15 protein-coding genes are annotated in these 25,368 nt (G+C 66.7%); 5 read left to right on the plus strand and 10 right to left on the minus strand.

All coding sequences use genetic code 11. The features are described from left to right. Positions 1-6: 6 nt before the first annotated feature. On the minus strand, positions 7-3,072 hold the full coding sequence (locus tag DI605_RS04460) for a CHAT domain-containing protein (protein ID WP_293969642.1): 3,066 nt from the start codon (positions 3,070-3,072) through the stop codon (positions 7-9). A 117-nt stretch (positions 3,073-3,189) separates the two neighbouring features. On the opposite strand from DI605_RS04460, the gene DI605_RS04465 reads away from it, so the two are divergent. After that, positions 3,190-3,921: an A24 family peptidase gene (locus DI605_RS04465; protein WP_293969645.1), complete on the plus strand. Its 732-nt coding sequence runs from the start codon at positions 3,190-3,192 to the stop codon at positions 3,919-3,921. A 16-nt stretch (positions 3,922-3,937) separates the two neighbouring features. Here the strand turns inward: DI605_RS04465 and acs are convergent, their stop codons facing one another. Both acs and DI605_RS04475 read right to left on the minus strand, forming a co-directional pair. After that, entirely contained in the window at positions 3,938-5,875 is a 1,938-nt protein-coding gene (gene acs / locus DI605_RS04470) for an acetate--CoA ligase (RefSeq protein ID WP_293969648.1), read from the minus strand. A gap of 84 nt (positions 5,876-5,959) precedes the next feature. Continuing rightward, positions 5,960-6,940: a bile acid:sodium symporter family protein gene (locus DI605_RS04475; RefSeq protein WP_293969651.1), complete on the minus strand. Its 981-nt coding sequence runs from the start codon at positions 6,938-6,940 to the stop codon at positions 5,960-5,962. A gap of 332 nt (positions 6,941-7,272) precedes the next feature. On the opposite strand from DI605_RS04475, the gene DI605_RS04480 reads away from it, so the two are divergent. Next, entirely contained in the window at positions 7,273-8,853 is a 1,581-nt protein-coding gene (locus tag DI605_RS04480) for a peptide chain release factor 3 (RefSeq protein ID WP_293969654.1), read from the plus strand. A gap of 111 nt (positions 8,854-8,964) precedes the next feature. Here the strand turns inward: DI605_RS04480 and DI605_RS04485 are convergent, their stop codons facing one another. The 3 genes from DI605_RS04485 to ychF all read right to left on the minus strand — a co-directional run bounded on the left by DI605_RS04485 (position 8,965) and on the right by ychF (position 11,962). Further along, positions 8,965-10,242 carry an ectonucleotide pyrophosphatase/phosphodiesterase gene (locus DI605_RS04485; protein ID WP_293969657.1) on the minus strand — a complete coding sequence of 426 codons (1,278 nt, stop codon included), beginning with the start codon at positions 10,240-10,242 and terminating at the stop codon, positions 8,965-8,967. Positions 10,243-10,400: 158 nt separating this feature from the next. After that, positions 10,401-10,865, minus strand: coding sequence for a MaoC family dehydratase (locus DI605_RS04490; protein WP_293969660.1), 465 nt, complete (start codon positions 10,863-10,865; stop codon positions 10,401-10,403). Continuing rightward, positions 10,865-11,962 (minus strand): redox-regulated ATPase YchF, encoded by a 1,098-nt coding sequence (ychF, locus tag DI605_RS04495; RefSeq protein ID WP_293969663.1) that lies wholly within the window; start codon positions 11,960-11,962, stop codon positions 10,865-10,867. The genes DI605_RS04490 and ychF overlap by 1 nt, the downstream gene beginning before the upstream one ends. Positions 11,963-12,011: 49 nt before the next feature. On the opposite strand from ychF, the gene DI605_RS04500 reads away from it, so the two are divergent. Then, positions 12,012-13,067, plus strand: a complete 1,056-nt coding sequence (locus DI605_RS04500) for an intradiol ring-cleavage dioxygenase (protein WP_293969667.1) — start codon at positions 12,012-12,014, stop codon at positions 13,065-13,067. A gap of 22 nt (positions 13,068-13,089) precedes the next feature. Here the strand turns inward: DI605_RS04500 and wecB are convergent, their stop codons facing one another. From wecB to DI605_RS04520, 4 genes are all read right to left on the minus strand, one after another. Continuing rightward, positions 13,090-14,202, minus strand: a complete 1,113-nt coding sequence (gene wecB / locus DI605_RS04505) for a non-hydrolyzing UDP-N-acetylglucosamine 2-epimerase (protein ID WP_293969670.1) — start codon at positions 14,200-14,202, stop codon at positions 13,090-13,092. A 319-nt stretch (positions 14,203-14,521) separates the two neighbouring features. Then, the gene (locus DI605_RS04510) at positions 14,522-17,650 is read right to left on the minus strand and encodes an efflux RND transporter permease subunit (RefSeq protein WP_293969673.1); all 3,129 of its coding nucleotides are present in this window, start codon (positions 17,648-17,650) and stop codon (positions 14,522-14,524) included. Between the two features lie 3 nt (positions 17,651-17,653). Then, entirely contained in the window at positions 17,654-18,739 is a 1,086-nt protein-coding gene (locus tag DI605_RS04515; RefSeq protein ID WP_293969676.1) for an efflux RND transporter periplasmic adaptor subunit, read from the minus strand. Positions 18,740-18,800: 61 nt separating this feature from the next. Continuing rightward, the gene (locus DI605_RS04520; RefSeq protein WP_293969679.1) at positions 18,801-21,257 is read right to left on the minus strand and encodes a zinc-dependent metalloprotease; all 2,457 of its coding nucleotides are present in this window, start codon (positions 21,255-21,257) and stop codon (positions 18,801-18,803) included. A gap of 134 nt (positions 21,258-21,391) precedes the next feature. Here DI605_RS04520 and DI605_RS04525 point away from each other — a divergent pair, with 134 nt between their 5' ends. Together DI605_RS04525 and DI605_RS04530 are read left to right on the plus strand one after the other, a co-directional pair. Continuing rightward, positions 21,392-21,895: an Lrp/AsnC family transcriptional regulator gene (locus DI605_RS04525; RefSeq protein WP_293969682.1), complete on the plus strand. Its 504-nt coding sequence runs from the start codon at positions 21,392-21,394 to the stop codon at positions 21,893-21,895. 411 nt (positions 21,896-22,306) lie between these two features. Then, positions 22,307-25,315, plus strand: a complete 3,009-nt coding sequence (locus DI605_RS04530) for a TonB-dependent siderophore receptor (protein WP_293969685.1) — start codon at positions 22,307-22,309, stop codon at positions 25,313-25,315. Positions 25,316-25,368: the final 53 nt, after the last annotated feature.

Below are 25,368 nucleotides of genomic sequence, written 5' to 3' on the forward strand. Positions count from 1 at the left end.
CCCGCCTCACTTCGTCCGTAGGACGGGCTGGGCGCCGTCGCCGATCAGCGCGAAGGCCGACCAGTAATAAGGATGCGAGGTATCGGCCTCATCCATCAGCCTGAGCTGCCCCTGCCGCAGGGCTTCCGAGATGGAGGTGCCCGCCGGCGCCTCGAACAGGCCGGAGATCAGCCGCTCGGTGGCGCGGTAATCGTCCGGCGCGGGCCAGTGCGTCGCCAGCACCGAACGGCTGCCGGCGCCGATGAAGGCGCGCACCAGGCCGTCCAGTGCGCGGCCGCCGCCGGAGGTGACGCCCGCCTCGCGCGTCGCATCGACAGAGGCGCTGCCGGCCGTGTCGCAGGCCGAAAGGATCACCAGATCGGCGTCCAGCTTCAGATCGTAAATCTCCACGAAGCTCAGCAGGCCGTCGCTCGCGGTGGGGCCGAAGGAGGTGAGCAAGGCGGGGCGCGCGAGACAGGAGGGGCGCGGCGCCGCGACCAGCCCGTGCGTGGCGAAATGGAGGATGCGATATTCGCCCAGATCCTTCGCGTCGCGGATCGCGGTGTCGTTGAAGGCCGCGCCCGTCACCACATCCGCCTTGTCCGTGCCGATCACCTTCTGGGCGAGCAGCAATTCCTTGGCCGAGATCGGATTGCTCCAGGCGGCCAGCGGCCAGTTGCAGTCCAGCGTGCCGGGGGCGGGCGGGCTGAACGATGTCAGCTGAAGCATGGGCGGCACGGGCGCATTGTGGCCGAGGCCCAGATAGGTCTTCCTGCCGGTGGAAGGCGGCGTCCTGCGCACATCCTCGAACGAGCGCGGGCTGACGGAGGTGGAGATGTCGATCGCTTTGCCCAGCCACGCGATTCCGCGGAAATCGAACGGGTCGCCCCTGGGATCCGCCGCCCGCTTCAGATAGCGGTCGACACCGGCCTGTTCGGTAATCAGCAGGTTGGCGGGCAGGCGCAGCATCGCGCCGTCCGGTTCGAAGATCAGATGCTTCACCTTGGGGAAGGCGGCCGCCTGCGGACCCGCGAGAGCGAGATAGAGCGAGCGGGCCTTCACGACATCGAACGGATGGGTTTCCAGCCGGCCGTCGACGGTGACGGCGATGCTCTCCCGGATCGCGTCGACGGCGGTATCCAGCGCCGGGCCATCCAGCGCCACCGCCCAGGCGGTCGCCTCGGTCTGTGTCGCGAAGAAGCCGAAGACGCGCCCACCGACGACGAGCAGCTTCCAATAGCCTTCGCCGGGCTTCAGCGCCTGCTGCAATTCGGGCAGCGACGAGATGCGCCCCGAGACGACCCGATAGCGCGGGAAGGCGCCGAGCCGGGACTGGATGCCCACCTGATCCGCCTGAAGCTGCGTCAGCCGTTCGCGCCCGCCCGTGATCTGGGTCAGTTGATCGGGCGACGGCGTTTCGATGGTCGCGAGCCGGGCGAGCACGATGCGTTGCCGCTCGATCTCGCGCCCCAGCGTCACGGATTGGCGGAACAGGGCGGAGGCGGCATCATCGCCGCCCGAAAGCTCGCGGGTCAGGATCGCCTGCGTTTCGGCGAGGCCGGGCCGCTGCAGCGTCTGTGCCGCACCGAAGAAATTGGCGGTGAGCGCGGGATTGGCCGGGATCTGCTGCGCGAGCAATGTGAAATAGGGGGCGAGCAGTCCTTCGAAGCCGGCGGTGGCGCCGCCGTTCGCGATCATCGTATCGACGACCTGCCGATAGAAAGCGAGTGCCTCGGGAATGCGGTTCGTGCGCGCGAGGAAGGCGCCCAGCCGCGCGCGCGCCGCATTCACCGCCGCCGATCCCGGATATTCGGAATCGAGGATCGCCAGCGATTGGCGAAGCCCCGCCTCGGCGCGCGGAACATTGCCCTCGCTCTCGTCGATCTGGGCGATTTCGGAGAGCGCCTGCGCGCGCAGGCGCGTGACAGAACTGACGTTGCCATCGCGTATGCCGGCGATCCGCGCCAGCATGTCGTCCATCGCCGCGCGCGCCTGCGCACTCCTGCCCTGCAGGCGCAGGATGCTGCCCCGGATGGAGATGGCCTGCGCATCGAGGATCGCGGCCTTTTCCTCCGGCGTCAGCGTGGCGACCGTGCCGATGCCCAGTTCGGATGCGAAAGGCCCCTCGCTGTTGATCGCGGCCGAGGTGGCGGGGTCGATCTGTCCGGGTCTGGCCTCGATCCCGCCGATGGGCGCCACCGGCGTGGCGAGCACGGCCAGCGCCTGCGGCAGCCGGCCCTGATTGAGATGGTTGATCGCCTCCAGGTTGCGGCGCAGGCGCAGTTCCACCGGATCGGCAGTGGGGATTCGGCGCGCCTCGGCGAAAAGCGCATCGGCCTCGGCAAATTCGCCGAGATTGGATTTCTGGAGCGCCCGGTTGACCATATATTCGCCGTAGCGGCGGTTCGGATCGGCGGCGGAGAAACGGCGTTGCAGCAGCGTATCGAAGAATTCGGCGGCCTCGGCATAATTGCCACCATTGTTGCGGCGATAGCCTTCGGCCAGCGCCTGATCCAGATCGAGGCTGCCGGCCTGCACGCGCGCGAAGGCGGCGGCATCGCCCGCCTCCGTCACCGCGACCGAAACCTCGCCCGGCAGCACGCGATCCGCGACGATCGATCGCAGCGCCAGCGCGAGGGCGCTGTCATAGCCGGCAAGCCCCTGCGCCACATAGACGGTGCCGCGCCGGCGGATCACGTAGCGGCGCAGCGGCACGCCGGCCCGCGATCCCTCGCAGGTGAAAGCCGTCGCCGTCCCGGCATTTTCCAGCGCCTGCTGGGTGGGGGCCTCGCATGTCCCGGCCGAAAGGCGCGCGAGCGGGTCTTCCTTGGCGGCGGGGCGGATCACATGGATCTCGCCCACCGGCGTCGCCGCATCGCGACAGGCGATGGCATAGCTGTGATCGAACATGCCCCGGCTCACCGGGCTCGCCGCCAGGCTCTGGACGCGGCACAGGCTGGAGCCGCCGGATCCGAGACGGAAGCTGTCCGCGACGCTGGGGCGAATGATCGGCGCGGGCGCGGCGGCGATGGACGCGGCCGAGCACAGCCCCGCCGCGATCGGCGCGATGCCTGAGATCAGCTTCCGCAACATCGCCATCCCCCAATGCGCATGCGTCCCGCGCAGCCGCCTATGCCCCCGAGCGACTCTCGCATATCGCTGCTGCCCTCAACCGAACCAAAAGTCGAGGGTCGCTCGTCGAACATGATCATGGATACGGACGCATGGCCTGTTCCGGTTGCAGGAGCGTTGCTGGGTTTGGTTGCCGGAAGCTTTCTTTCCACGCTGGCGATCCGCTGGCCCGCCGGCCGATCCGTGGCGCGCGGGCGATCGGCCTGCGATGGATGCGGCGCGCCGATCGCGGCATGGCGGCTGGTGCCGCTGGCCAGTTTCGTGGCCCAGCGCGGGCGCGCCGGCTGCTGCGGCGGCACGATCGACTGGCGCCATCCGGCGATGGAAGTACTGTGCGCGGCGATCGGTGCCGTGGCGCTGATCCTCGCGCCGGGCTGGCCTGGCGCGGCGGGCGCACTCTTCGGCTGGGGGCTGGCCGTGCTCGCGCTCCTGGATCTCGATCATTTCTGGCTGCCCGATCGGCTGACCCTGCCGCTCGGCGCGCTGGGGCTGGCGATCGGGCCGGCGCTCGCGATCGATCGCCTGATCGGCGCGGCTGCCGGCTATGCCGCGCTCGCCCTGCTGGCCGCCGCCTATCGCCGCGCGCGCGGCCGGATCGGGCTGGGGCGGGGGGATGCCAAGCTGCTCGGCGCGATCGGGGCATGGCTCGGCTGGGCCGCGCTGCCGTTCGTGCTGCTCGCCGCCTGCGCGCTCGGCATCCTCTGGGCGATCCTCGCGCGGAAGGGCGCGCAGGATCGCCTGCCCCTGGGCACGCTTCTGGCGGTGGCCGGCTGGGGCGGCTGGATCTTCATCGCCGCCACAGCCGTCTAGGCTGCGGCGGCGGCCGTCACTTCACCCGGTTGGCGATCAGATCGTCCACAACGCCGGGGTCCGCCAGCGTGCTGGTGTCGCCCAGGCTGGAAACGTCTCCTTCGGCCACCTTGCGCAGGATCCGGCGCATGATCTTGCCGGAGCGCGTCTTGGGCAGGCCGGGGGCGAACTGGATCGCATCCGGCGTCGCGATCGGGCCGATCTCCTCGCGCACCCAGGCGCGCAGCGCCTTGCGCAGATCCTCGCTCGCCTCGACATCGGCGTTCAGCGTCACATAAGCGTAGATGCCCTGGCCCTTGATGTCGTGGGGGAAGCCCACCACCGCCGCCTCGGCCACCGTCTCGTGCAGCACCAGCGCGCTTTCCACTTCGGCGGTGCCCATGCGATGGCCGGAAACGTTGATGACGTCATCTACCCGGCCGGTGATCCACCAATAGCCGTCCGCGTCGCGGCGGGCGCCGTCGCCGGTGGTATAGACGCCCGGATAGGTCGTGAAATAGGCCTGGAAGAAGCGTTCGGGATCGCCCCATACGCCGCGCATCTGGCCGGGCCAGGATCGGGCGATGACGAGATTGCCTTCGGCAGCGCCCTCCAGCGCCCTGCCTTCCGGATCCAGCAGCTTGGGCTCGACACCGAAGAAGGGCGTCGTCGCCGATCCCGGCTTCAGGGCGGTGGCGCCGGGCAGCGGGGTGATCATGTGCCCGCCCGTTTCCGTCTGCCACCATGTGTCCACGATCGGGCAGCGCCCCTCGCCAACGATCTCGTGATACCAGCGCCATGCCTCGGGATTGATCGGTTCGCCCACCGTGCCCAGCAGCTTCAGCGAGGTGCGGCTCGTGCTCGTGACATGCTCGTCGCCCTCCTTCATCAGCGCGCGCAGCGCCGTCGGGGCGGTGTAGAGGATCTCCACCCGGTGCCGATCCACCACCTGCCAGATGCGGCTGGCATCCGGCCAGTTGGGCACGCCTTCATACATCAGGGTGGTGCCGCCATTCGCGAGCGGGCCATAGACGATATAGCTGTGGCCGGTGACCCAGCCGATATCGGCTGCGCACCAGTAGATCTGGCCGGGGCGATAATCGAACACCGCCTCGTGCGTGAGGCTTGCCCAGAGGAGATAGCCGCCACCGGTGTGCATCACGCCCTTGGGCTTGCCGGTCGATCCGCTGGTGTAGAGGATGAAGAGCGGGTCCTCGGCGCCCATCGGCTCGGCCGGGCAATCGGGGGAGGCGTCGGCGAGCGCGGCCGCGTAATCCACGTCGCGCCCCTCGACCATCGTGACCTTGCCGCCGGTCGCCGCGACGACGATCACCGTCTCCACGATCGGCGCGTGCCTGATGGCCGCATCGACATTGGCCTTGAGCGGCACGGCCCTGCCACCGCGCCGGCCTTCGTCGGCGGTGATCACCACCGTCGATCCGCAATCCTCGATCCGGCCCGCCAGCGCTTCGGGCGAAAAGCCGCCGAACACGACCGAGTGGATCGCGCCGATGCGCGCGCAGGCGAGCAGGGCCACCGCCGCTTCCGGGATCATCGGCATGTAAACGGTGACGCGATCGCCTTTCTTCACGCCCCGCGCCTTCAGCACGTTGGCGAGCCGGCAGACCTGTTCGTAAAGCTCCAGATAGGTCAGCGTGCGGGGCGCCTCGGCGGGATCGTCCGGTTCCCAGATGATCGCGGTGGCGTCGCCCCGGCTCGCCAGATGGCGATCGAGGCAGTTGGCGGAAACGTTCAGCCGGCCATCCGCAAACCAGCGGACGCCGAAATTCTCCTTCCCGAAATCGCTTTCATCGGCCCTGGTGGGGAAAGCGAGCCAATCCAGCCTCTTCGCCTGATCCAGCCAGAAAGCCTCCGCATCATCGATGGAGGCACGATACATCGTCTCGTAGCGGTCGGCATTCACCTTCGCATGCGCCGCCCAGTCTGCGGGAACGGCATAGACCTCGTCGTTCAATCATCCCTCCAACGCTCGCCGGTCGCGCCGGCGTTCCGTCCGGAGGCTAGCCTTGCCGCGCTTTACCCCACAAGTGCGTGAAACTCACGCACGGTTGCGCAAAGCTGCATCGTCGCGATTGGCGAAGCCGCGGGCGATGAAGGCGCAGGCCATCAGCTGCATCTGGTGGAAGATCATCAGCGGCAGCACGATCACGCCCGCCTCCCCGCCGGGGAAGAGAACGCGCGCCATCGGCACGCCCTGCACCAGGCTCTTCTTGGTGCCGCAGAAGAGAAGCGCGATGCGATCCTCGCGGGCGAAGCCGAAGAGCCCGCCCAGCCCCCAGCTGAAGGCGAGGCCGATGACCAGCAGGATCGCGTTGATGACGAACAGCATCGCCAGCGCCGCCGGCGGCAGCTGGTGCCAGATCCCGCCCAGCACGGCGGCGGAAAACGCGCTGTAGACGGCGATCACGATCGTCGAGCGATCGGTGAGGCTCACGAGTTGCTTGTTGCGCGCGATCCAGTCTTTCAGCCACGGCCGCATCAGATGGCCGACGATGAAGGGCACCAGGATCTGGAGCGCCACTTCGCCCATCCCTTCCAGCCCGCTGCTGCCGCCACGCGTGCCGGCGAGCAGGCCCATCAGCAGCGGCGTGAGGATCACGCCCAGCATCTGCGATGCCGATGCCGATGCCACGGCCGCGCCGACATTGCCGTGCGCCATGGCGACGAAGGCGATGGCGGATTGCACGGTGCTGGGCAGGCAGGCGAGAAACAGGATGCCCAGCACAAGCGGGGCGGGGACGATGCCCGCCAGCGCATGCATCGCGATCACGCCCACGATCGGAAACATCACGAAGGTCGTGCCGAGGATGGCGAGATGCAGCCGCCAGTGCGTGATACCCGCCACGATCTGCTCGCGCGCCAGCTTCGCGCCATGGAAGAAGAAGAGCAGCACCACCGTCACCGTGGAAAGCCAGCCGACCGCAACCGCGAAGGTTCCGCGTGCGGGCAGGAAGCTGGCGAGGAGGACGGTTCCGATCAAAACGAGCAGGAACGGGTCGGGAATGATCTTCTTGAGCATGATTTCGCTTTGGCAGGCGCCGCGCGCAATGGAAAGGCGATCCTTGTCAGGATTTTTGCCGTCTCTCCGCCATGCGCCTTTCCTCTTCCCTGCTCACGATTCCGGTGGCCGCGCCGCGTGCCTCGGCCACCCGCCTGAGGAAGGACAGGCCTTAGCAGGGCGCGTGCCTTTCCAGATGGGCCAGCAACTGGGGATCGGATGTGATCGCCGATGACAGGTGCGCACGCACCGTCCTGCGCCACCCCGCCAGATAATCCCCACGCGCCGCACGCGGGGGCGTCATTCGCGATGGATGACGCCCCGCATCGAGACTGCTAAGCGCGCGGCCGATCATGGCCTCCCAGAACATTCCCCCCCGTCGCACTTTCGCGATCATCTCCCACCCGGACGCGGGCAAGACCACGCTGACGGAAAAGCTGCTGCTGTTCGGCGGCGCGATCCATGCGGCGGGCGAGGTGCGCGCGCGCGGCCAGGCGCGGCGCGCGCGATCGGACTGGATGAAGATCGAGCAGCAGCGCGGCATCTCCGTCACCTCCAGCGTGATGACGTTCGAGCGCAGCGGCATCACCTTCAATCTGCTGGATACGCCGGGCCACGAGGATTTCTCGGAAGATACGTATCGCACGCTGACGGCGGTGGATTCGGCCGTGATGGTGATCGATGCGGCGCGCGGCATCGAGGCGCAGACGCGCAAGCTGTTCGAGGTCTGCCGCCTGCGCAACGTGCCTATCATCACCTTCGTCAACAAGGTGGACCGCGAGGGGCGCGACGGCTTCGCGCTTCTGGACGAGATTGCCGATGCGCTGGCGCTGGATGTCTGCCCGATGAGCTGGCCCGCCGGCATGGGCGGCGAATTCGAGGGCATTTACGATCTTGCGCGGGACCGCATCTATCTGCCGGCCGACGATGCCACCGGCGCCTATGAAGGCCGCTGGGAGGCGACCGAGGGGCTCGACGATGCCAGGCTCGATGGCCTGCTATCCGGACAGGCGCTGTCCCGCCTGCGCGAGGAGGCCGAGCTGGCGCAGGGCGGCTATGCGGCCTTCGATGTCGCCGCCTATCGCGCGGGCGATCTCACTCCGGTCTATTTCGGCTCCGCGCTGAAGGATTTCGGCGTCGAGCAACTGATCGACGCGCTGGCCGAGCATGCGCCCCCGCCGCGCGCCCAGCCGGCGGAGCCGCGCGAGGTGAAGCCCGAGGAGACGGCCGTCGCGGGCTTCATCTTCAAGGTGCAGGCGAACATGAATCCGCAGCATCGCGATCGTATCGCCTTCATGCGGCTGTGCGCGGGGCGGTTCCGGCGCGGCATGAAGCTGGCCCAGATCGGCACGGGCAAGACGATCGCGGTGCATTCCCCCCTGCTGTTCATGGCGCGCGATCGCGAACTGGCGGACGAAGCCTTTCCCGGCGACATCATCGGCATCCCCAATCACGGCACGCTGCGCGTGGGCGATACGCTGACCGAGGGGGAGGAACTGCGCTTCACCGGCCTGCCGAACTTCGCGCCGGAAATATTGCGCCGCGTGCGTCTGGCCGATCCCACCAAGACCAAGCAGCTGCGCAACGCGCTCAACGACATGGCCGAGGAGGGGATCATGCAGGTCTTCCATCCCTCGATCGGATCGCAGTGGATCGTGGGCGTGGTGGGCCAGCTCCAGCTGGAAGTGCTGATCTCGCGCCTGTCGGCGGAATATAAGGTGGATGCGGGCTTCGAGCCTTCGCCCTGGGATACGGCGCGTTGGGTGACGGGCGATCAGAAGCTGATCGATGCCTTCATCGGCGATCATCGCTCCGCCATGGCAGAGGATCGCGATGGCGCGCCCGTCTTCATGGCGAAGGACAGCTGGGAGCTGAGCTACGTGCAGCAGCGTAATCCCGACATCCGCTTCGCCGCCACGAAGGACCGGCGGTAAGCTTCCTGCCCTCTCCGGAAGGGAAGGAATGGGAGGCGGGATATCGGCGGCCGACGAGGCCGCAACCGGAGCGACCCGCCCCTGATCCCTCCCTTTCAGGACGGGGAGACGTTAGGGCTTCACCAGTCCGCGAAAAGGCGCGTCATCCCCGTCGCCGGCCTTCGCCGGTAGCCCCAGCACATCGCGCAGCAGCGGGTAGACGTCCACATTGTCGAACGGCGCCAGCTTCCGCGCGGTGGGGAAGGCCGGGCCGTTGGCGATGAAGAGCGCCGCCATCTCCGGCGCGCGATTGTCGAAGCCGTGCGTGCCTTTCTCGTCGAATGGTTTGTCGGCCACGCTCCAGCCCACCTCCGTCATGCAGAAATAAGGGGGGATGCGCGGATTGGTGCCGTAATGCAGGCGCGCCGGTATCTCGGCCTTGCGCCAGCATTGCGCATGATCGTGCGGCTTCAGCAGCGTGGCTTCCAGCGCCTTCTCATGGCCGGCGACCGGATAGAAGGACGCGAACGGCCCCGTTTCGAAGGCGCGCGCATCCGCCGCGCTGGCCAGGCTCGCCAGCGGCACGGTGCGCGCATTGTCGATCCCCGCCATGCCGTGATCGGCGACGATCACGAAATTCACCGGCTGGCCCAGCGCCTTCAGCCCGGCCACGAGGCGGCCGATTTCGGCATCCAGTTCGCCCAGCGCCTTCGTCACCTCGGCGGAATCCGGGCCATATTTGTGGCCGGCCGTATCGATCGTGTCGAAATAGGCCGTCACGAATTTCGGGCGCACGTCGGCCGGGCGGCGCATCCAGTCCAGCAGGGTTTCGACGCGCTGGTGCGATGGGATGGCGATGTTGAACTGCTGCCAGTCGTCAGGCCGCGTTCCGCCGTCGATATAATCGAACACGTCCTTCTTCTTGACGCCGCCCACCGCGACATTGCTGCCCGGCCAGAACATCGTGGCGCTGCGGATGCCGGCCTTTTCGGCGGCCACCCAGATTGGCTCGGCGGCGTTCCACCAGAAGGGATCGTCGGTGGACATGGTGAATTTCTCGCCCGGCCGCGCGATATCCTCCATATTGTTGGAGACGATGCCGTGATGATCGGGAACGAGGCCCGTCACGAGCGTCCAGTGATTGGGGAAGGTCTTCGAAGGGTAGGAGGGGCGCATCGCCGCGGTGAGCCCGCCGCCCGCCAGCGCGGAAAGAGCGGGCGTCGCGCCGCGATCCAGATAGTCCGCCCGGAAGCCGTCGATCGAAATCAGGATCGTCACCGGCGCGCGCTGCTCCGCCGTGACGGCGGCGGGGGCTGCGGAAGCGGCCGGAAGTGGCGGGGTGGGCGCCGTGGCACAGGCGGAAAGCGCGCCCAGGAGCGCGAGCGAGGCGAATCGGGAGATCAGGGCCATGCGCGGACGATGCCCGACGTGTGTGGCACTTTCCATAGCGCGGCTGTTATCGGCGGATTCCGTGCGCCGTGGCGAGGCGGCCGCGAGCGCGCGTATCCGTCCCGTTGGTGCCTTCCGGGCGCGGCGACAGCCCGGCGGGGCGCCGATGCCCGAAGGCGCTAGGCTTGCGGCCGCCGCGCGACGAAGATGGTTGCGACGTGGCTCAGCACCGGCTTGTCCTCCTGATTGAGGATCGTGGTGCGCGATCGCACGATGCCCACGGCGGGGCGCGAGGCCGATGTCCGCGTCTCCAGCACCTCGGCCTCGGCACGCAGCCGGTCGCCCGGATAGACCGGGGCGATGAAGCGCAATTCGTCGATCCCCGCCGCGCCGAGCGAGGCGAAGCCGAGCGGCGCCCAATGATCCACCGTCATCCGCATCCCGATCGAGGCGGTATGCCATCCGCTCGCCGCCAGCCGGCCGAAGAGGGGGCTTTTTGCCGCCGCCTCGTCATCCACATGGAAGGGCTGCGGATCATAGCGTGTCGCGAAATCGAGGACTTCCTCGCGCGTCACCGGATAATCGCCATAGCGGTCGATCCGGCCGACCGCGATATCCTCGAACCAGAGGCGCGGCGCGCCCATCAGACGTTGAACCGGAAGAGCATCACGTCCCCGTCATGGACCACATAGTCCTTGCCTTCGGAGCGGAGCTTGCCTGCTTCGCGCGCGCCGGCCTCGCCCTTGCAGGCGACGAAATCCGCGAAGGCGATCGTTTCGGCGCGGATGAAGCCGCGCTCGAAATCCGAATGGATGGCGCCGGCCGCCTGCGGCGCCTTCGCGCCCATCGGGATCGTCCAGGCGCGCGCCTCCTTCGGCCCCGCCGTGAAGAAGGTCTGGAGGTGGAGCAGATCATATCCCGCGCGAATCACGCGGGCGAGGCCGGTTTCCTTCAGGCCCAGATCGGAGAGGAAATCGGCCCGGTCGGCGGGATCGAGCGTCACGATCTCGGCCTCGATCGCGGCGGAGACGATCACGGCCTTCGCGCCTTCGGCCTCCGCCTTGGCGAAGACCTTGGCGGAAAGCGCATTGCCCTCGGCGGCGGCGCCCTCCTCGACATTACAGACGTAGAGGACGGGCTTGGCCGTCAGCAGCTGCGCCTGGCCGAAGACGCGCTTCTCATCCTCATCCTTCGGCTGGGCGAGGCGGGCGGGCTTGCCGTCTCGCAGCAGATCCAGCGCCTGACCCAGGATGGAGGCGGCAATCTTCGCCTCCTTGTCGCCCTGCGTCGCCTTCTTCTGGAAGGCCGGCACGCGCTTTTCGAGGCTTTCGAGATCGGAGAGCATCAGCTCCGTCTCCACCGTTTCGGCGTCCGCGATCGGATCCACCTTGCCCTCGACATGGGTCACCTCGCCCTCGAAGCAGCGCAGGACGTGGATGATCGCATCGCATTCGCGGATATTGCCCAGGAACTGGTTGCCCAGGCCCTCGCCCTTGCTCGCTCCGCGCACCAGCCCGGCAATGTCGACGAAGCCCAGCTGCGTCTCGATGATCTTGGCCGATCCCGCGATGCGCGCGATATCGTCCAGCCGGGGATCGGGCACGGCCACCTGGCCCACATTGGGCTCGATCGTGCAGAACGGATAATTGGCGGCCTGCGCGGCCGCCGTCTCGGTCAAGGCGTTGAAGAGCGTCGACTTGCCCACGTTCGGCAGGCCGACGATGCCGCAGCGGAATCCCATCGGGAAAGCCTTCGTCAGTAAGGGGTATGGAAGGCGGCGCTCCTAGCCGGTGGGGGCGGGGGAGCGCAACAGCGAGGCGCATGGCCGCTGGGGATCGCGCGGGCCGGGCGGCGGATCGGCCCTGCGCGGCGAAACTTCGTTCAACCTCTCGAAAGGGGCGCAAGGGCAGTCGCTCGGCATGACCTTTCCCTCCGATGGCGCCCCTGTCCGGCGCCGCACTTTCCTGTCATCGGCTCTCGCGGGCGCCGGAACGCTCGCTCTGTCGCGCCCCGCCACTGCCGCGTCGCCGTCGCATCCCGCAGGCGGGCTCACCGCGCAGACGACCGAAGGCCCTTATTATCTGGCGCTCAACCTCAATCGGGCGGACATCACCGAGGGCCTGAGCGGCATTCCACTGGACGTGACGTTCACCGTCGTCGACGAAATCGGCCGGCCTTATGAGGGCGCGCTCGTCGATATCTGGCATTGCGATGCGCAGGGCCTCTATTCCGGCTTCGATCAGCCGGGCGTGGCGATGAAGGGCAAGACGTTCCTGCGCGGCACTTTGCCCGTTGGGGCGGATGGCGCCGCCACCTTCCATTCCATCTATCCTGGCTGGTATCAGGGGCGCACCACGCACATCCATTTCAAGGTGCGGCGCGGCGCGCTGACCAACCTCACCTCGCAATTCTTCCTGCCGGATACGCTGAGCGAATATCTCTACACGCAGGTGGAGGCCTATCGCCGCTCGGAACTGCGCGATACGCTGAATTCGGAAGACGGCATCGCCATAGAAGCGGGGGCGACGGTGGAAGGCGCCGTGCGCGAAAGTGCAGGCCGCTATGTCGCGTCGCTGCTCGTCCGGGTCGATCGCAACGCCAATCCGGCGATCGATCGCCCGCCCGCGCCCGGCGAGGGAGGGCCTGGCGGTTTTCCGCCGGGGCCGCCGCCCGGCGCGCCTCCGGGCGGGCCGTTTCCCGGCGGGGGCGGGCGGCCGGTTCCGGGTAGTCCGCCCCCCGGGCAGGCCGCGCTGACGGGCGAAAAGCGCGTGGCGGCCTTGCTGCCGACAGCGCCACGTTCGGCGCATCAGCCTCCCCCGCCGCCGCCGGGCATGAAGCGGAGCTAGGGCGCACGCGGCGCCGCGCCGATCAGTCGGCGGCGGGGCTTCCGTCGGTGCGCCCCGATACCGTCTCGTCCTCCTTCAGGAAGGCGTGGATCACCTCCGCGATCCGCTCGCCCGCGCGGCCGTCGCCATAGGGCGATGGCGCGTCGGCCATGCGGCGGTGGGCGGCATCATCCTCGATCAGTTCGATCGCGGCGGGCAGGATCGTATCGGCCCGCGTACCCACCAGGCGGGCGGCTCCGGCGGCGATCGCCTCGCCGCGTTCCGTCTCCCCCCGGAGCACCAGAACGGGCGTGCCGAGCGCCGGCCCTTCCTCCTGAATGCCACCGCTGTCCGTGAGGATCAGGCGCGCGTCGCGCATCGCGCGCACGAAGGCGCGATAGGGAAGCGACCTCGTCAGATCGACGCGCGGATGCGCGCCGAGCGCGCCGCGAATGGCGGGCGCCAGGCGGGGATTGGGGTGGATCGGCCAGAGCACGCGCAGATCGGGATAGCGTTCCAGCAAGGCGTGGATCGCGCCGGCGATGGCGGGAAGCGCGCGGACATTCTCGCTGCGGTGGACGGTCACGAGCAGCGATCGGCGCCCGCGCGATGGAGCGGGCAGATCGCGGGCGATGCAGAGCAGCATATCGATCACGGTATTGCCGGTGACGTGAATGGTGCCGGCCGATCTTCCTTCGCGCAGCAGGTTCGCGCGGGCGGCGGGCGTGGGGCAGAAATGGTGGCGGGCCAGCAGGCCGGCGATCCTGCGGTTCATCTCTTCGGGAAAGGGCGTGTCGGGCAGGCCGCTGCGCAGCCCCGCCTCGACATGGCCGAAGGGGATGCGGGCCAGATGCGCGGCCTGCGCGGTGGCCCAGACGGTGGTGGTGTCGCCCTGCGCGATCACATAATCGGGCCGCTCGCGCGCGAACGTCTGGCCGAGCGCGATCAGGCAGCGGCCGGCAATGTCGGGCAGTGTCTGGCGGGGCCTCATCAGATCCAGATCGATGTCGGGTACGATGCCCACTTCCGCCATCGCCTGATCCAGCAGATCGCGATGCTGGGCGGTGGCGACGATGCGGGTTTCCAGATCGGTCCGGGCGCGCAGGGCGCGGGCTACCGGGGCGAGCTTGATCGCTTCAGGGCGCGTGCCCACCACGATCGCGACGCGTTTGATGCGCGTTCCCCCCTTTTCGTGGCGCCGAGCCCCCTGGGCGCCACAGGGATATTCAACCGAAACGGATCGAATTCGGCAAGGTCGAAGTGCCCGGAGATTGTCCGACGCATCTTCGGTTCATTCGGACCCTGACGATAAGATCCTTTTTTCGTGGGGTTTTCCAAAGAAAAACGTTTCTTCGAGGTGCCAATAGCCGCGCGAGAAAAACTGTGGATTCGCTTGGCGATAATCCGCGTGGTCCTGATGACGCACCTGTCGCCATGCTGGAAGCTCACGGATATTCGAAAGGATCAGGCTCGTTTCACTCCGCCGGGGCCGTATGATGCCCGCCGCCGGTTTCTGGCGCGTCCGCCAGTGCGGCTTCCAGCCGGCGGGTCACGTCCAGCGGCGATCCGGTGCGGCGTGCGAACCAGCCATAGAGCAACGGGATGATGAAGAGCGTGATGATCGTCGCGATCGATACGCCGAACACGATCACCACGCCGATGGCGGATCGCGCGCCCGCGCCCGCGCCATGGCTCATCGCCAGCGGCACGGCGCCCAGCACGGTGGCGATCGAGGTCATCAGGATCGGCCGCAGGCGGCGCACCGACGCGTGGACGATCGCGGCATGCAGGGCCATTCCCTCGTCGCGCAGCTGGTTGGCGAACTCCACGATCAGGATGCCGTTCTTGGCGGCGAGGCCCACGAGCATGACGATGCCGATCTGGCTGAACAGATTGATCGTGACATGCGCCAGCGACAGTCCGATCACGCCGCCGGCCACCGCCAGCGGAACCGTCGCGATGATGACGGCGGGGTGGATGAAGCTTTCGAACTGGGCCGCCAGCAGCAGATAGATGATGACGACGGTGATGCCGAACACGATCCAGATCGAGCTGCCCGTCTGCTTCAGGGACTGGCTCTCGCCGCGATAGCCGACGGCCAGCACCTCGGGGCTCTTGGCGGCTTCGTCCTCGAAGAACTTCAGCGCCTTGCCTAGGGAATAGCCCGGCGCGAGCCCGCCCTGGAAGGTGATGGCGCGGATCTTGTTGAAACGGCCCAGTTCGCGCGCGGTGGAGCTGGCGCGCATCTTCACCAGATTGGAAAGCGGGACGAGGCCACCGCTGCGCGAGCGGACATAAACGCTGGCGAGGCGCGTCTCGTCGTTGCGGCCCTTGGCCTCGGCCTGCACCATCACGCGATATTCCTTGCCGTTGTCGGCATAGGTGGAAACGCGGCGGGAGCCCATCAGCGTCTGCAGCGCCTGGCTCACATCGTCCACGGAGACGCCCAGATCGCCCGCGCGCTTGGTATCGACGTCGATCAGCACCTGCGGCTTGGATTCCACATAATCGGCATCGACGTTCACGAGCCCCGGATTTTCGCGCACGGCGGCGAAGATGCGATCGCGCGCCCGGGCGAGATCGGGATAGGTGGCGCCCGCGATCACGAAATTCACTGGCTGGCCGCGGCCGCGCCCCAGCGAGGATCGCACGGTGGCGTTGCCGCGCACGGAGGTAAGCTCCGCGAGCTTGGAATTGACCGTCTTCACCACATCCAGCGAGGTGGCGGTGCGCTCCTCCCACGGCCGCAGGAAAACGGTCATGCTGCCCGCGTTGAAATCCTCGGTCGCGCTGGTGGAATAAGGCAGCCGGGTGCTCATCGCGCGCACGGGGCCATCGCCGATGAGCGGGAGCAGCACCGTTTCCGCCTGCTTGGTGAAGCGGTTGAGCTGGTCGAAGCCGGTTCCCTCGGGCGCGTTCAGGCGCACTTCGATAACGCCGGTATCCTCCGGGGGCACCAGTTCGGTATCCACCGTCATGAACAGCCAGGCGGATCCGGCGAGGAAGGCGCACACCACGAGGATCACCGGCAGCGGACGGGCCATCACCCGCTCCAGCGTGCGTTCATAGGCGCGCTCCAGCCGATCGAAGCTGCGATCGATGAAGGCGGCCAGACGGCCCGGCTTTTCGTTGCGCAGCAGCTTGGAACACAGCATCGGCGCGAGGCTGAGCGCGAGCACGCCGGAAATGGCGACCGATGCGATCATCGCCACCGCCAGCTCACGAAACAGAAGCCCCGTCTGGCCCGCGATGAACATCACCGGCACGAACACCGCGCAGACGACGAGCGTGGTGGAAATCACCGCGAACCCCACCTGCCGCGTGCCCCGGAAGGAAGCGACGAGCGGATCTTCCCCGCCGACGATACGGTGGTGGATATTTTCCAGCACGACGATCGCATCGTCCACCACCAGGCCGATCGCGAGCACCAGCGCCAGCAGTGTCAGCAGGTTGATCGAAAAACCGCAGGCCCACAGCACGGCAAAGGTGGCAAGCAGGCAGATCGGCACGGTGATGGCCGGGATCAGGGTCGCCCGCCACGAACCCAGGAACAGGAAGATCACCGCCACCACCAGCACGGCCGCCTCGGCCAGCGTGTGATACACGCCCCGGATTGCTTCCTCGATGAAGATGGACGTGTCCGATCCGATCAGGATCTGCACGCCCGGCGGCAATTCCTTCTGGATATCGTTGGCCAGCTTCTTGGCGGCCTGCGCCACGGCGAGTGTGTTGGCGCCGGATTGCTTGATGATGCCCATGCCGACGCCGGTCTGCTGATTGTAGCGCCAGCTGGTGTAAGGGTTTTCCGGCCCCTGCTCGACGCGCGCGACATCGCCCAGGCGGACGAGATAGCCATCCGTGCCGCGCCCGATGACGAGGCTGCGGAAGTCGGCCGCCGTGCGGAAGCCGCGATTGACGCGCAGAGTGAGGTTTTGCGATGCGGATTCGATCCGGCCGGCGGGAAGCTCCACATTCTGCGAGCGCAGCGCCGTCTCGACATCCTTGGGCGTCAGCCGGAAGGCGGCGAGGCGATCCGGATCCAGCCACACCCGCATGGAGGGGCGGGCAAGTCCGCGTATCTGGATCTCCGCCACACCATCGATCGTGGAGAAGCGATCCTTGATGTAGCGCTCGACATAATCGGAAAGCTTCATCTTGTCCCAGCCGGGCGCCTGCACCGTCAGGAACATGATGGCCTGCGCATCCGCATCCACCTTCTTCACGATCGGCGGCAGGATATCCTCGGGCAGGTCGTTGAGCGCGCCCGATACGCGATCTCGCACGTCATTGGCGGCGGCGTCCACGTCGCGGTCGGCGCGGAATTCGATGGAGATGTTGGAAAGCCCGTCCGACGAAGTGGAGGTGATCGTCTCGATCCCCTCGATGCCGGCCAGATTTTCCTCCAGCGGCTGCGTGACGCGGCTTTCCATGATCGCGGCGGCCGCGCCGATATAGTTGGTCTGCACGGAAACGACGGGCGGATCCGTCTCCGGATATTCGCGGACCGAGAGATTCAGGAAGCCGACGATGCCGATGATCGTGAGCAGGATCGCGCCGACCGCGGCGACGACCGGCCTGCGGACGGACAGGTCGGAAAGGAACATGGCTCAGCCGCCTCCGCCGGTCTGCTTTTCGGCCGGGCCGGACAGGCGCACCGTCTGCCCGTCCGCCACCTTCACGACGCCTTCGGTGATGATGCGCGCGTCGGCCGGCAGCCCCTTGATCTCGATCAGCCCGTCATCGTGCAGCCCGGTGGTGACAGGCGTGCGCTTGGCCTTGAGATCGGCGCCCACGACATAGACGTAGCGATCCGATCCATCGCCGACGACGGCCAGTTCCGGCACGGCCATCGCCTTGCGCGTCGCGGCCTCGATCCCCACCGTCAGCAGCATGCCGGGCTTCAGCCGGTTGCCGGGATTGGGCAGGATGGCGCGGATCGTGGCGGCGCGCGTGGCGGGATCGATCACGGGATCGATCGTCTCGATATGGCCGCGCACCGGCTCATCCGGATAGGCGGCGGCGATCGCCTGCAGGGGCTGGCCGGTGTGGATGGAGGACAATGCCGTCTCCGGCACGGTGAAATCCAGCTTGATCCGCGACATGTCGGAAATGGTGGCGACGGGCGTGCCCTGGTTCACGATAGCGCCTTCGGAAACCGTACGCAGCGAGACATAGCCGGAAAAGGGCGCGCGCAGCACGCGATCGGCGATCTGCGCGCGGGCATTGTCCGCATCCGATCGGGCGCGGCGGGCGGCCGCCACCTGCTGATCCAGCGTCGTGCCGGTGGCGAATCCCTGCGCGCTCAGCGCCTGGATGCGGCGCAGCTGCGACATGGCCTGCGCCTCGTCCGCCTGCGCGGCGGCGAGGGAGGCCTGCTCCTGGCCCTGCGCCAGGATCGCGATGATCTGGCCCTTCCGCACATAGCCGCCATCCTCGAAGAACAGCCGATCGATCCGCTCCGTCACCGGTGCCGCCAGCGTCACCTGTTCGTTCGCCCGCGCGGTGCCTACGGTCTCGACGCGTTCGATGAACATATGCGGTGTCGCCGCGGCGGCCGCCACCAGCGGCGCCAGCTTCTTCGAAGCGGTCACTCCCTTGCCGCAGCCACCGACCAGCGCGAGCAGGCCGAGCGCCAGCACATGCCGCCCCGGCGCCGGGGAGGGGCGATGCGGCAGGGGCGGACGCAGGCTCATGCCCCGCGAGCCGGCGATGCCGCGCGGCCGCGGCGCTGCTTCATGCGCGGAAGCGCCGGGATCACAGCGGCTCCATCCAGTCAAAATCCGGGCTGCCGCCGATCGGCATGCCGGGCGGGATGGTGGGCGCGACCTGCTTCTTGGCGAATTCGCGGGCCAGCATGTCCTCGTCGGTCAGCAATTTGGCGACGCTCCGGCTCCACGCGCCATCCTCGCCCGCGCCGCCCCTGGCGAGGCGGCCGGCGATCGTGCGCAGCCTGTCGTTGACGATCGCCACCACATCCGGCGAGCTTTCCGGATCACGGGCGACGCGAGCCATGGTGATGAGCGCGCGATAGGCCACGCGCCGCGCGACCGCATCGCCGCGCTGGTCCACCGTGGCCGCCGTGATCCGGTCGAGCAGCAGATCGAGGCCGGGCAGCGAGGGATCACGGCGATGCTGCTCATAGACGCGGATCAGGCGCGTGGGATCCAGCAGCGCATCCAGCGTGATTTGTGCGGCGACATCGGCCGCCACCAGCGGATCGAAGGCGGTATAGGCCGCCGTCTTGAACACCTCCTGGCTGAACTGCACGTTGCGCGGCCCCGTGGCGGCCGACGACAGCGGCATGACCAGCCGGTCCGGAACCGTCAGTTCCTTCGAGGACAGGGTTTCCAGCAGCGCATCGAGCGCGGCCGTCTGCATCGCGGCCGGTGCGGGCTTGGCGAAATCGCGGCCGTCTCCGACGACGAGATAGTCATAATCGATGCCGCCGATCGCCTTGGCGGCCGAATAGACGCTGTAGCGGTGGAGCAGCCACACGGGCACGAACACGCGCTGGAGATTCGCCATCGGCTCGCCATGATGGAGCACGCCCGGGCCGAAATTGTTGAGCGCCACGCGGCGCACGGCCATGATCTGTTTCAGCGATGCGGTGGGATCGGGGCCGTCATCCCACATGCTCGAATAGGGGCTCACGCCTTCGGGGCCGCGGCTGCCGTCGATCACGTAGCGCACCTTGCCCTGGATGGCCTGCGCCTTGTCCCACGCCCATTTGTCGGGATCCACGCCGGGCGGCGGCACCGAATAGAGCCAGTCCACCGTGAAATCGTCCCATGCGCCGCCGCCATCCTTGTAGGCGTCGGACAGGTCGATCTTGCCGTCCACCAGCTTGATGCGCGGGAAGGGATATTCCATCACCGAGGTGCGATCCTCGGTCGATCCGATGAAATTGTGCTGGAAGCCCAGCGCATGGCCCACCTCGTGCGCGCCGAGCTGGCGGATGCGCGACAGGCTCACGCGCACGGGATCGTTGGCGGTGCCCTTGTTTTCCTCCGCCGTTCCCACGAGGCCCTCGAACAGGATCATGTCCTGCCGCACGCGCAGCGCGCCCAGCACGACGTTGCCCTTCACGATCTCGCCCGTGCGCGGATCGGTGATTCCGCCGCCATAGGACCAGCCGCGCGTCAGCCGGTTCGTCCAGTTGACCATGTTGTAGCGCACGTCGAGCGGATCGGCACCCGGCGGCAGGATCCTGGCCTCGAATGCATCGATGAAGCCGGCTTTGTCGAACGCCGTCTTCCAGTAGTTCACGCCTTCCATCAGCGCGGTGCGCACCGGCTCGGGCGCGGCCGTGTCGATGTAGAAGATGATCGGCTTCTTCACCTTCGAGCGCGGGGCCGAGGGATCGACCTTCTCCAGGCGGAAGCGGTTGGCGACGATCTGGGCCACGTCCTGCCCCAGCGGCGTGCCGTAATCATAATGAAGATCGCCGAACGTGCCGGAGCGCTGATCATATTTCAGCGGTACGAAGCCCGGCGCCGGCAGGCGGACGAAGCTGTGGTGGACGATGAAGCTCACCTGCCGCCGATCAGGCGCGATGCTGCTCACGTCGCGGCCGGGCTGGTCCGAGGTGAAAGTCTGGAGCGCATCCACCTCGATATTGTCCGGGAAGGCTTTCAGCGAGGCGGCGTCGACCGCGCTCAGCGCCTCCGCCAGGCGAAAGCCCCGCCCGCCGGCGGCGCTGTTGCCCCCCGTGAAGCTGGCCCCGCCGCCCAGCCGGTCCGCAATGCCCACCACGTCCCTGCCGAGGAAAGGCGTCACGTCCACGACGAGCGCGCCCGAGGCATCGGTGGAAACCACGTCCAGCATCGCGATGACGCTGACGGGGAAGCTCTCGATCCCGCCCTTCACGACATCGGCATCGCCCGTCGCGCGGAACTGGTGATTCTCGAAGATCACCGCCACCTTCTTGCCGATCCGCTTGAAGGCCAGGATCTGCTGGCTGCCGGTCATGCCGCGATCCAGCGTGATATCGGCCGAGCCCAGGCCCTCGCGAATCGAGCTGGCATAGAGGTAGCGGCCGGCGATTCCCTGCGCGTCGGGCGCGGGAAGCGTGAAAAACACGCGGCCTTCCCCGGCCACGGCGCGAACGGGCAGCAAGGCTGCGGCCGGCGCCTGCGCAACGGCGCAATCGAGCGCATTTGCCGCCCACACGGATGCCATCAACGCGCCGATGGCGCGCGCCTTCCAGATCATGAAGCCCCCAAATTTTCTGCCGGCCCGTGCCGCACCTGCGATGAGGCTAGCATGTTTCCGGCTTGTGCATCCCTTCAATTTTCGACAGGAATGTGCTCAACAGTGCAGGATTTCCAATTAGGACGACGAAACTCATGGACGAATCTGGTAGCTATTCGATCGATGCCACAGACTTTCGCATCCTGCGGGAGTTGAGCGCGGATGGGCGGGCCTCCGATGTCAATCTCGGCGAACGCGTCCATTTGTCCAGCACCGCCGCCGCCCGGCGCCGTAAGATACTGGAAGAGCGCGGCGCCATCGCAGGATATACGTCAAAGCTGGATCTGCCGAGGCTCGGTTTCGGCATCGTCGTGATGGTGGCGATCGAATTGTCGAGCCAGGCCGAGCAGGCGCTGGTGGAATTCGAGACGGCGGTCGTGAAATGCCCCTCCATGTCCTATTGCAGCTTCGTCTCCGGGGACACGGATTTCCTGATGATGGTCCATGTCCGCAGCCTCGAGGATTATGATCGCGTCTATCGCAGCGAGCTTTCCACGCTGCCGCATGTCGCCAAGATCCGCTCCAGCTTCGTCATGCGCGAAGTGATGCACCGTACCGTCGCGCCGATCGTCTTCAGCGGGCCGGGCGAGGGGCGCTGATTTTCGCCCGTTGAATTTGTTGCGGTGGTTTTACGCGCTCAACTCGTCGCGAGCGCTTGAAAGCGGATCTTCATGAGGCGGGATTGGTGGATTTCCAACCAATCGCCCGCAAAATGTGTGAAGATTGATTGGATCGAATACGGCGGTTCTGTTACACCTTGTTCATCGCAGGAGATTCGGACGATCGGGGCGGAGCATGTACTCCGCCCCGGATGAGATCCAATCCGTTGAAGACGTCAAAAATATAAATATCAGGGTGATATTAAAAACATAAATAGAGCGGAGAGGATCGCTCGGCAGCCATTCAATTGAAGGGGGCAATCGATGACGACTCTTCTTAGCGGAATCGCGTCCAGCGATCGAAATTCCGTGTCCGCAAGCAAGCGGGCTATTCTTGCAACTGTAGGCGTAATGGCGCTTTGTCTTGGTGTGGAGGCTGTCCAGGCGCAGCAGGCTGCGCCTGCCACGCTGGCCAGCGAAGAGCCGACGCCGGCGAATGAAGGTGAAATCACCGTTACCGGTACGCGCATCGTTCGCGACGGTTATAGCGCTCCGACGCCGGTTTCCGTCATCAGCACGGAAGAAATCAACCGCGAAGCGCCCGCCAACATCAACGATTTCGTGAATACGCTGCCGGCCGTGCGCGGTTCGGCCACGGCCGCCAGCTCGAACGGCGCGCTCTCGAACGGCCAGGCCGGTGTCGCCACCGTCAACCTGCGCAACCTCGGCGCGAACCGCACGCTCGTCCTGCTCGACGGCCAGCGCTCGGTTTCCTCCACGGTGGATGGCACGGTCGACGTCAACACGATCCCGCAGGCGCTGATCCAGCGCGTGGAAGTCGTGACGGGCGGCGCCTCCTCGGCCTATGGCTCGGACGCCGTTTCCGGCGTCGTGAACTTCATCCTCGACAAGGAATATAAGGGCCTCAAGGCCGAGTATGAATATGGCGTCACCACCTATGGCGACGGCGCGAACCACAAGGCCTCGCTCACCGGCGGCATGACCTTCGGCGATGGCCGTGGCCACCTGATCGCCTCCGGTGAATATTTTCACCAGAAGGGCATCCAGACGATCGATCGCGACTGGAATGACAGTGGCTTCTTCACGATCAACAATCCGGCTTACAGCGCGTCGGCCTGCACGGACAGCAGCGCGGCCACGATCTGCACCAACGAATATCTGGTCAGCCGCGGCGTCGGCTCCGGCAATTTCACGCCGGGCGGCCTGATTGTTGGCGTGAAGAATTCGGCCGGCAGCACGCTCGCGCTCACGAATAGCGCGCTGTCGGATGCCGTGCGCGGCTTGCAGAACACCTATTTCGGCACGATCGATCCGTCGACGGGCAAGGCGACGACGGGCACGCTCGCAGTCGGTGCGCGTGGTGGCCAGTGGATGTCCGGCGGTGACTATGCCTATGCCAGCTCCAGCCATGTCGGCACCGCCACCCTGCTGCCGTCCGAGGACCGTCGCAGCGCCTTTGGCCGCGCGAGCTATGAAGTTGCGCCCTGGCTCAACGTCTTCGGCCAGTTCGGCTACAGCTATTATCGCGGCCTGAGCTATTATCAGGCGACGCCTTCGCAGACGACGACGACGAGCCCGGGTGCCAGCTCCACCAGCGGCGTCGAGATCAAGTCGGGCAATCCCTATCTGCCCGCCGCGGTTCAGGCGCTGATGACGGCCAATAATCTCCAGTCGATCATCATCAGCACCGGCAATGCCGGCCTGCCCGCGCAGGGCAGCAACATGAAGCGCGAAGTCTTCCGCTATGTGGCGGGCGCGGACGGCGATTTCACGGCGCTGGATCGCGACTGGCACTGGAGCGGCTACTATCAGAAGGGCATCACCAAGACGCACGAGCGGCTGGTGAACGCCTGGAACTATGATCGCATGGCCAAGGCGACCGACGCCGTCACGGCGGCGGATGGCACGATCAAGTGCGCCGTCAATGCCAATGCCAGCACGGCCGACGATGATGCCGCCTGCGTTCCGCTCAATCGCATCGGCGTGGGCGGCATGAGCCAGGCCGCCATCGATTACGTGACCGGCAACGGCCGCAATCCGACGCGCGATCAGCGCATCACGCAGGATATCGGCGCTCTCAGCTTCTCCACAAACAACCTGTTCGAAGTGTGGGCCGGCCCTGTCAGCCTCGCCTTCGGCGCAGAGGCGCGCAAGGAGAAGGTCAGCGGCTTCGTCGACAGCTTCTATGCTCCCATCGGCACCGGCAGCACGATCAACCCGACGTGGCGTTACGGCAACTTCATTCCTGTGGTCGGTCACTACAGCGTGAAGGAAGCCTTCGTCGAAACCGTGATCCCGATCATCAAGAACATGGATTTCAACGGCGCGCTGCGCGTGACCGATTATTCCACGTCGGGTCAGGTGGAAACGTGGAAGACGGGCCTCACCTATCAGGTGATCCCCGACATCAAGCTGCGCGGCACGATCAGCCGGGATATCCGCGCGCCCAACCTGGGCGAACTGTTCAACCCCGGCGGCGGCGCGACCAACTCGGTTACGCGTCCGACGGTGGCGGGCGGCGCGAACACGCTTTCCGACACGTACATCAACTCGCAGGTCGGCAATCCAGCCCTGAAGCCGGAAATCGCCAAGACCTACGGCGCTGGTATCGTGCTGACGCCGACCTTCCTGCCGGGCTTCGCCGCCTCGATCGACTATTACAAGATCAAGCTGACCGGTGCGATCTCGACCTATTCGGCGCAGAACCTCGTCGACCTCTGCTATGGCGTGCAGCAGGATGCGACCTCCTGCAGCTACATCAATCTTGCTTCAGGTGGCACGGCGAGCCCGACCAACCCGAATGCCGACATCCAGAGCGTCACGATCAAGCCGCTCAACTTCGTCGGCATCAAGACGCAGGGCATCGACTTCGAGGCAAGCTATCGCCGTCACGTCGGCCCCGGCACGATCAGCCTGCGCGGCCTCGCCACGCATGCGATCGAACTGAAGACCGACAATGGCGTGGCAGCCGTCACCGATGCCGCCGGCCAGAATACGGGCAGCCTGCCGAAGTGGACCTTCCGCTTCTCGGCCGCCTACAATCTGGACAATGGCCTCTCGTTCCAGGCGGTGGCTCGCGGCGTTTCGTCGGGCAAGTACAACAACAACTACATCGTCTGCACCACCGATTGCCCGCTTTCGACGAGCGACTATCGCACCACCAACAGCAATCACATCGCCGGTGCGTGGTATTTCGACATGAATGCGGACTACAAGTTCACGGTCATGAACACGAAGGCCTCAGTCTTCCTCTCGATCAAGAACATCCTGAACAAGGATCCGGTGCTCGTCGCCAACGGCCCGAACGGCGACAACACCGAAGCCTATCCGCAGACCAACCGGAACCTCTACGATGTTCTGGGCCGCGTCTTCCGCATGGGCATCCGCGTCGATTATTGATCCGACCAACTGCCGGGCGGGCCTCCTTCGGGAAGCCCGCCCGGTTTCTTTTT

It is taken from the genome of Sphingomonas sp. (genome assembly GCF_003248515.1).
Taxonomy (GTDB): domain Bacteria; phylum Pseudomonadota; class Alphaproteobacteria; order Sphingomonadales; family Sphingomonadaceae; genus Sphingomonas_I.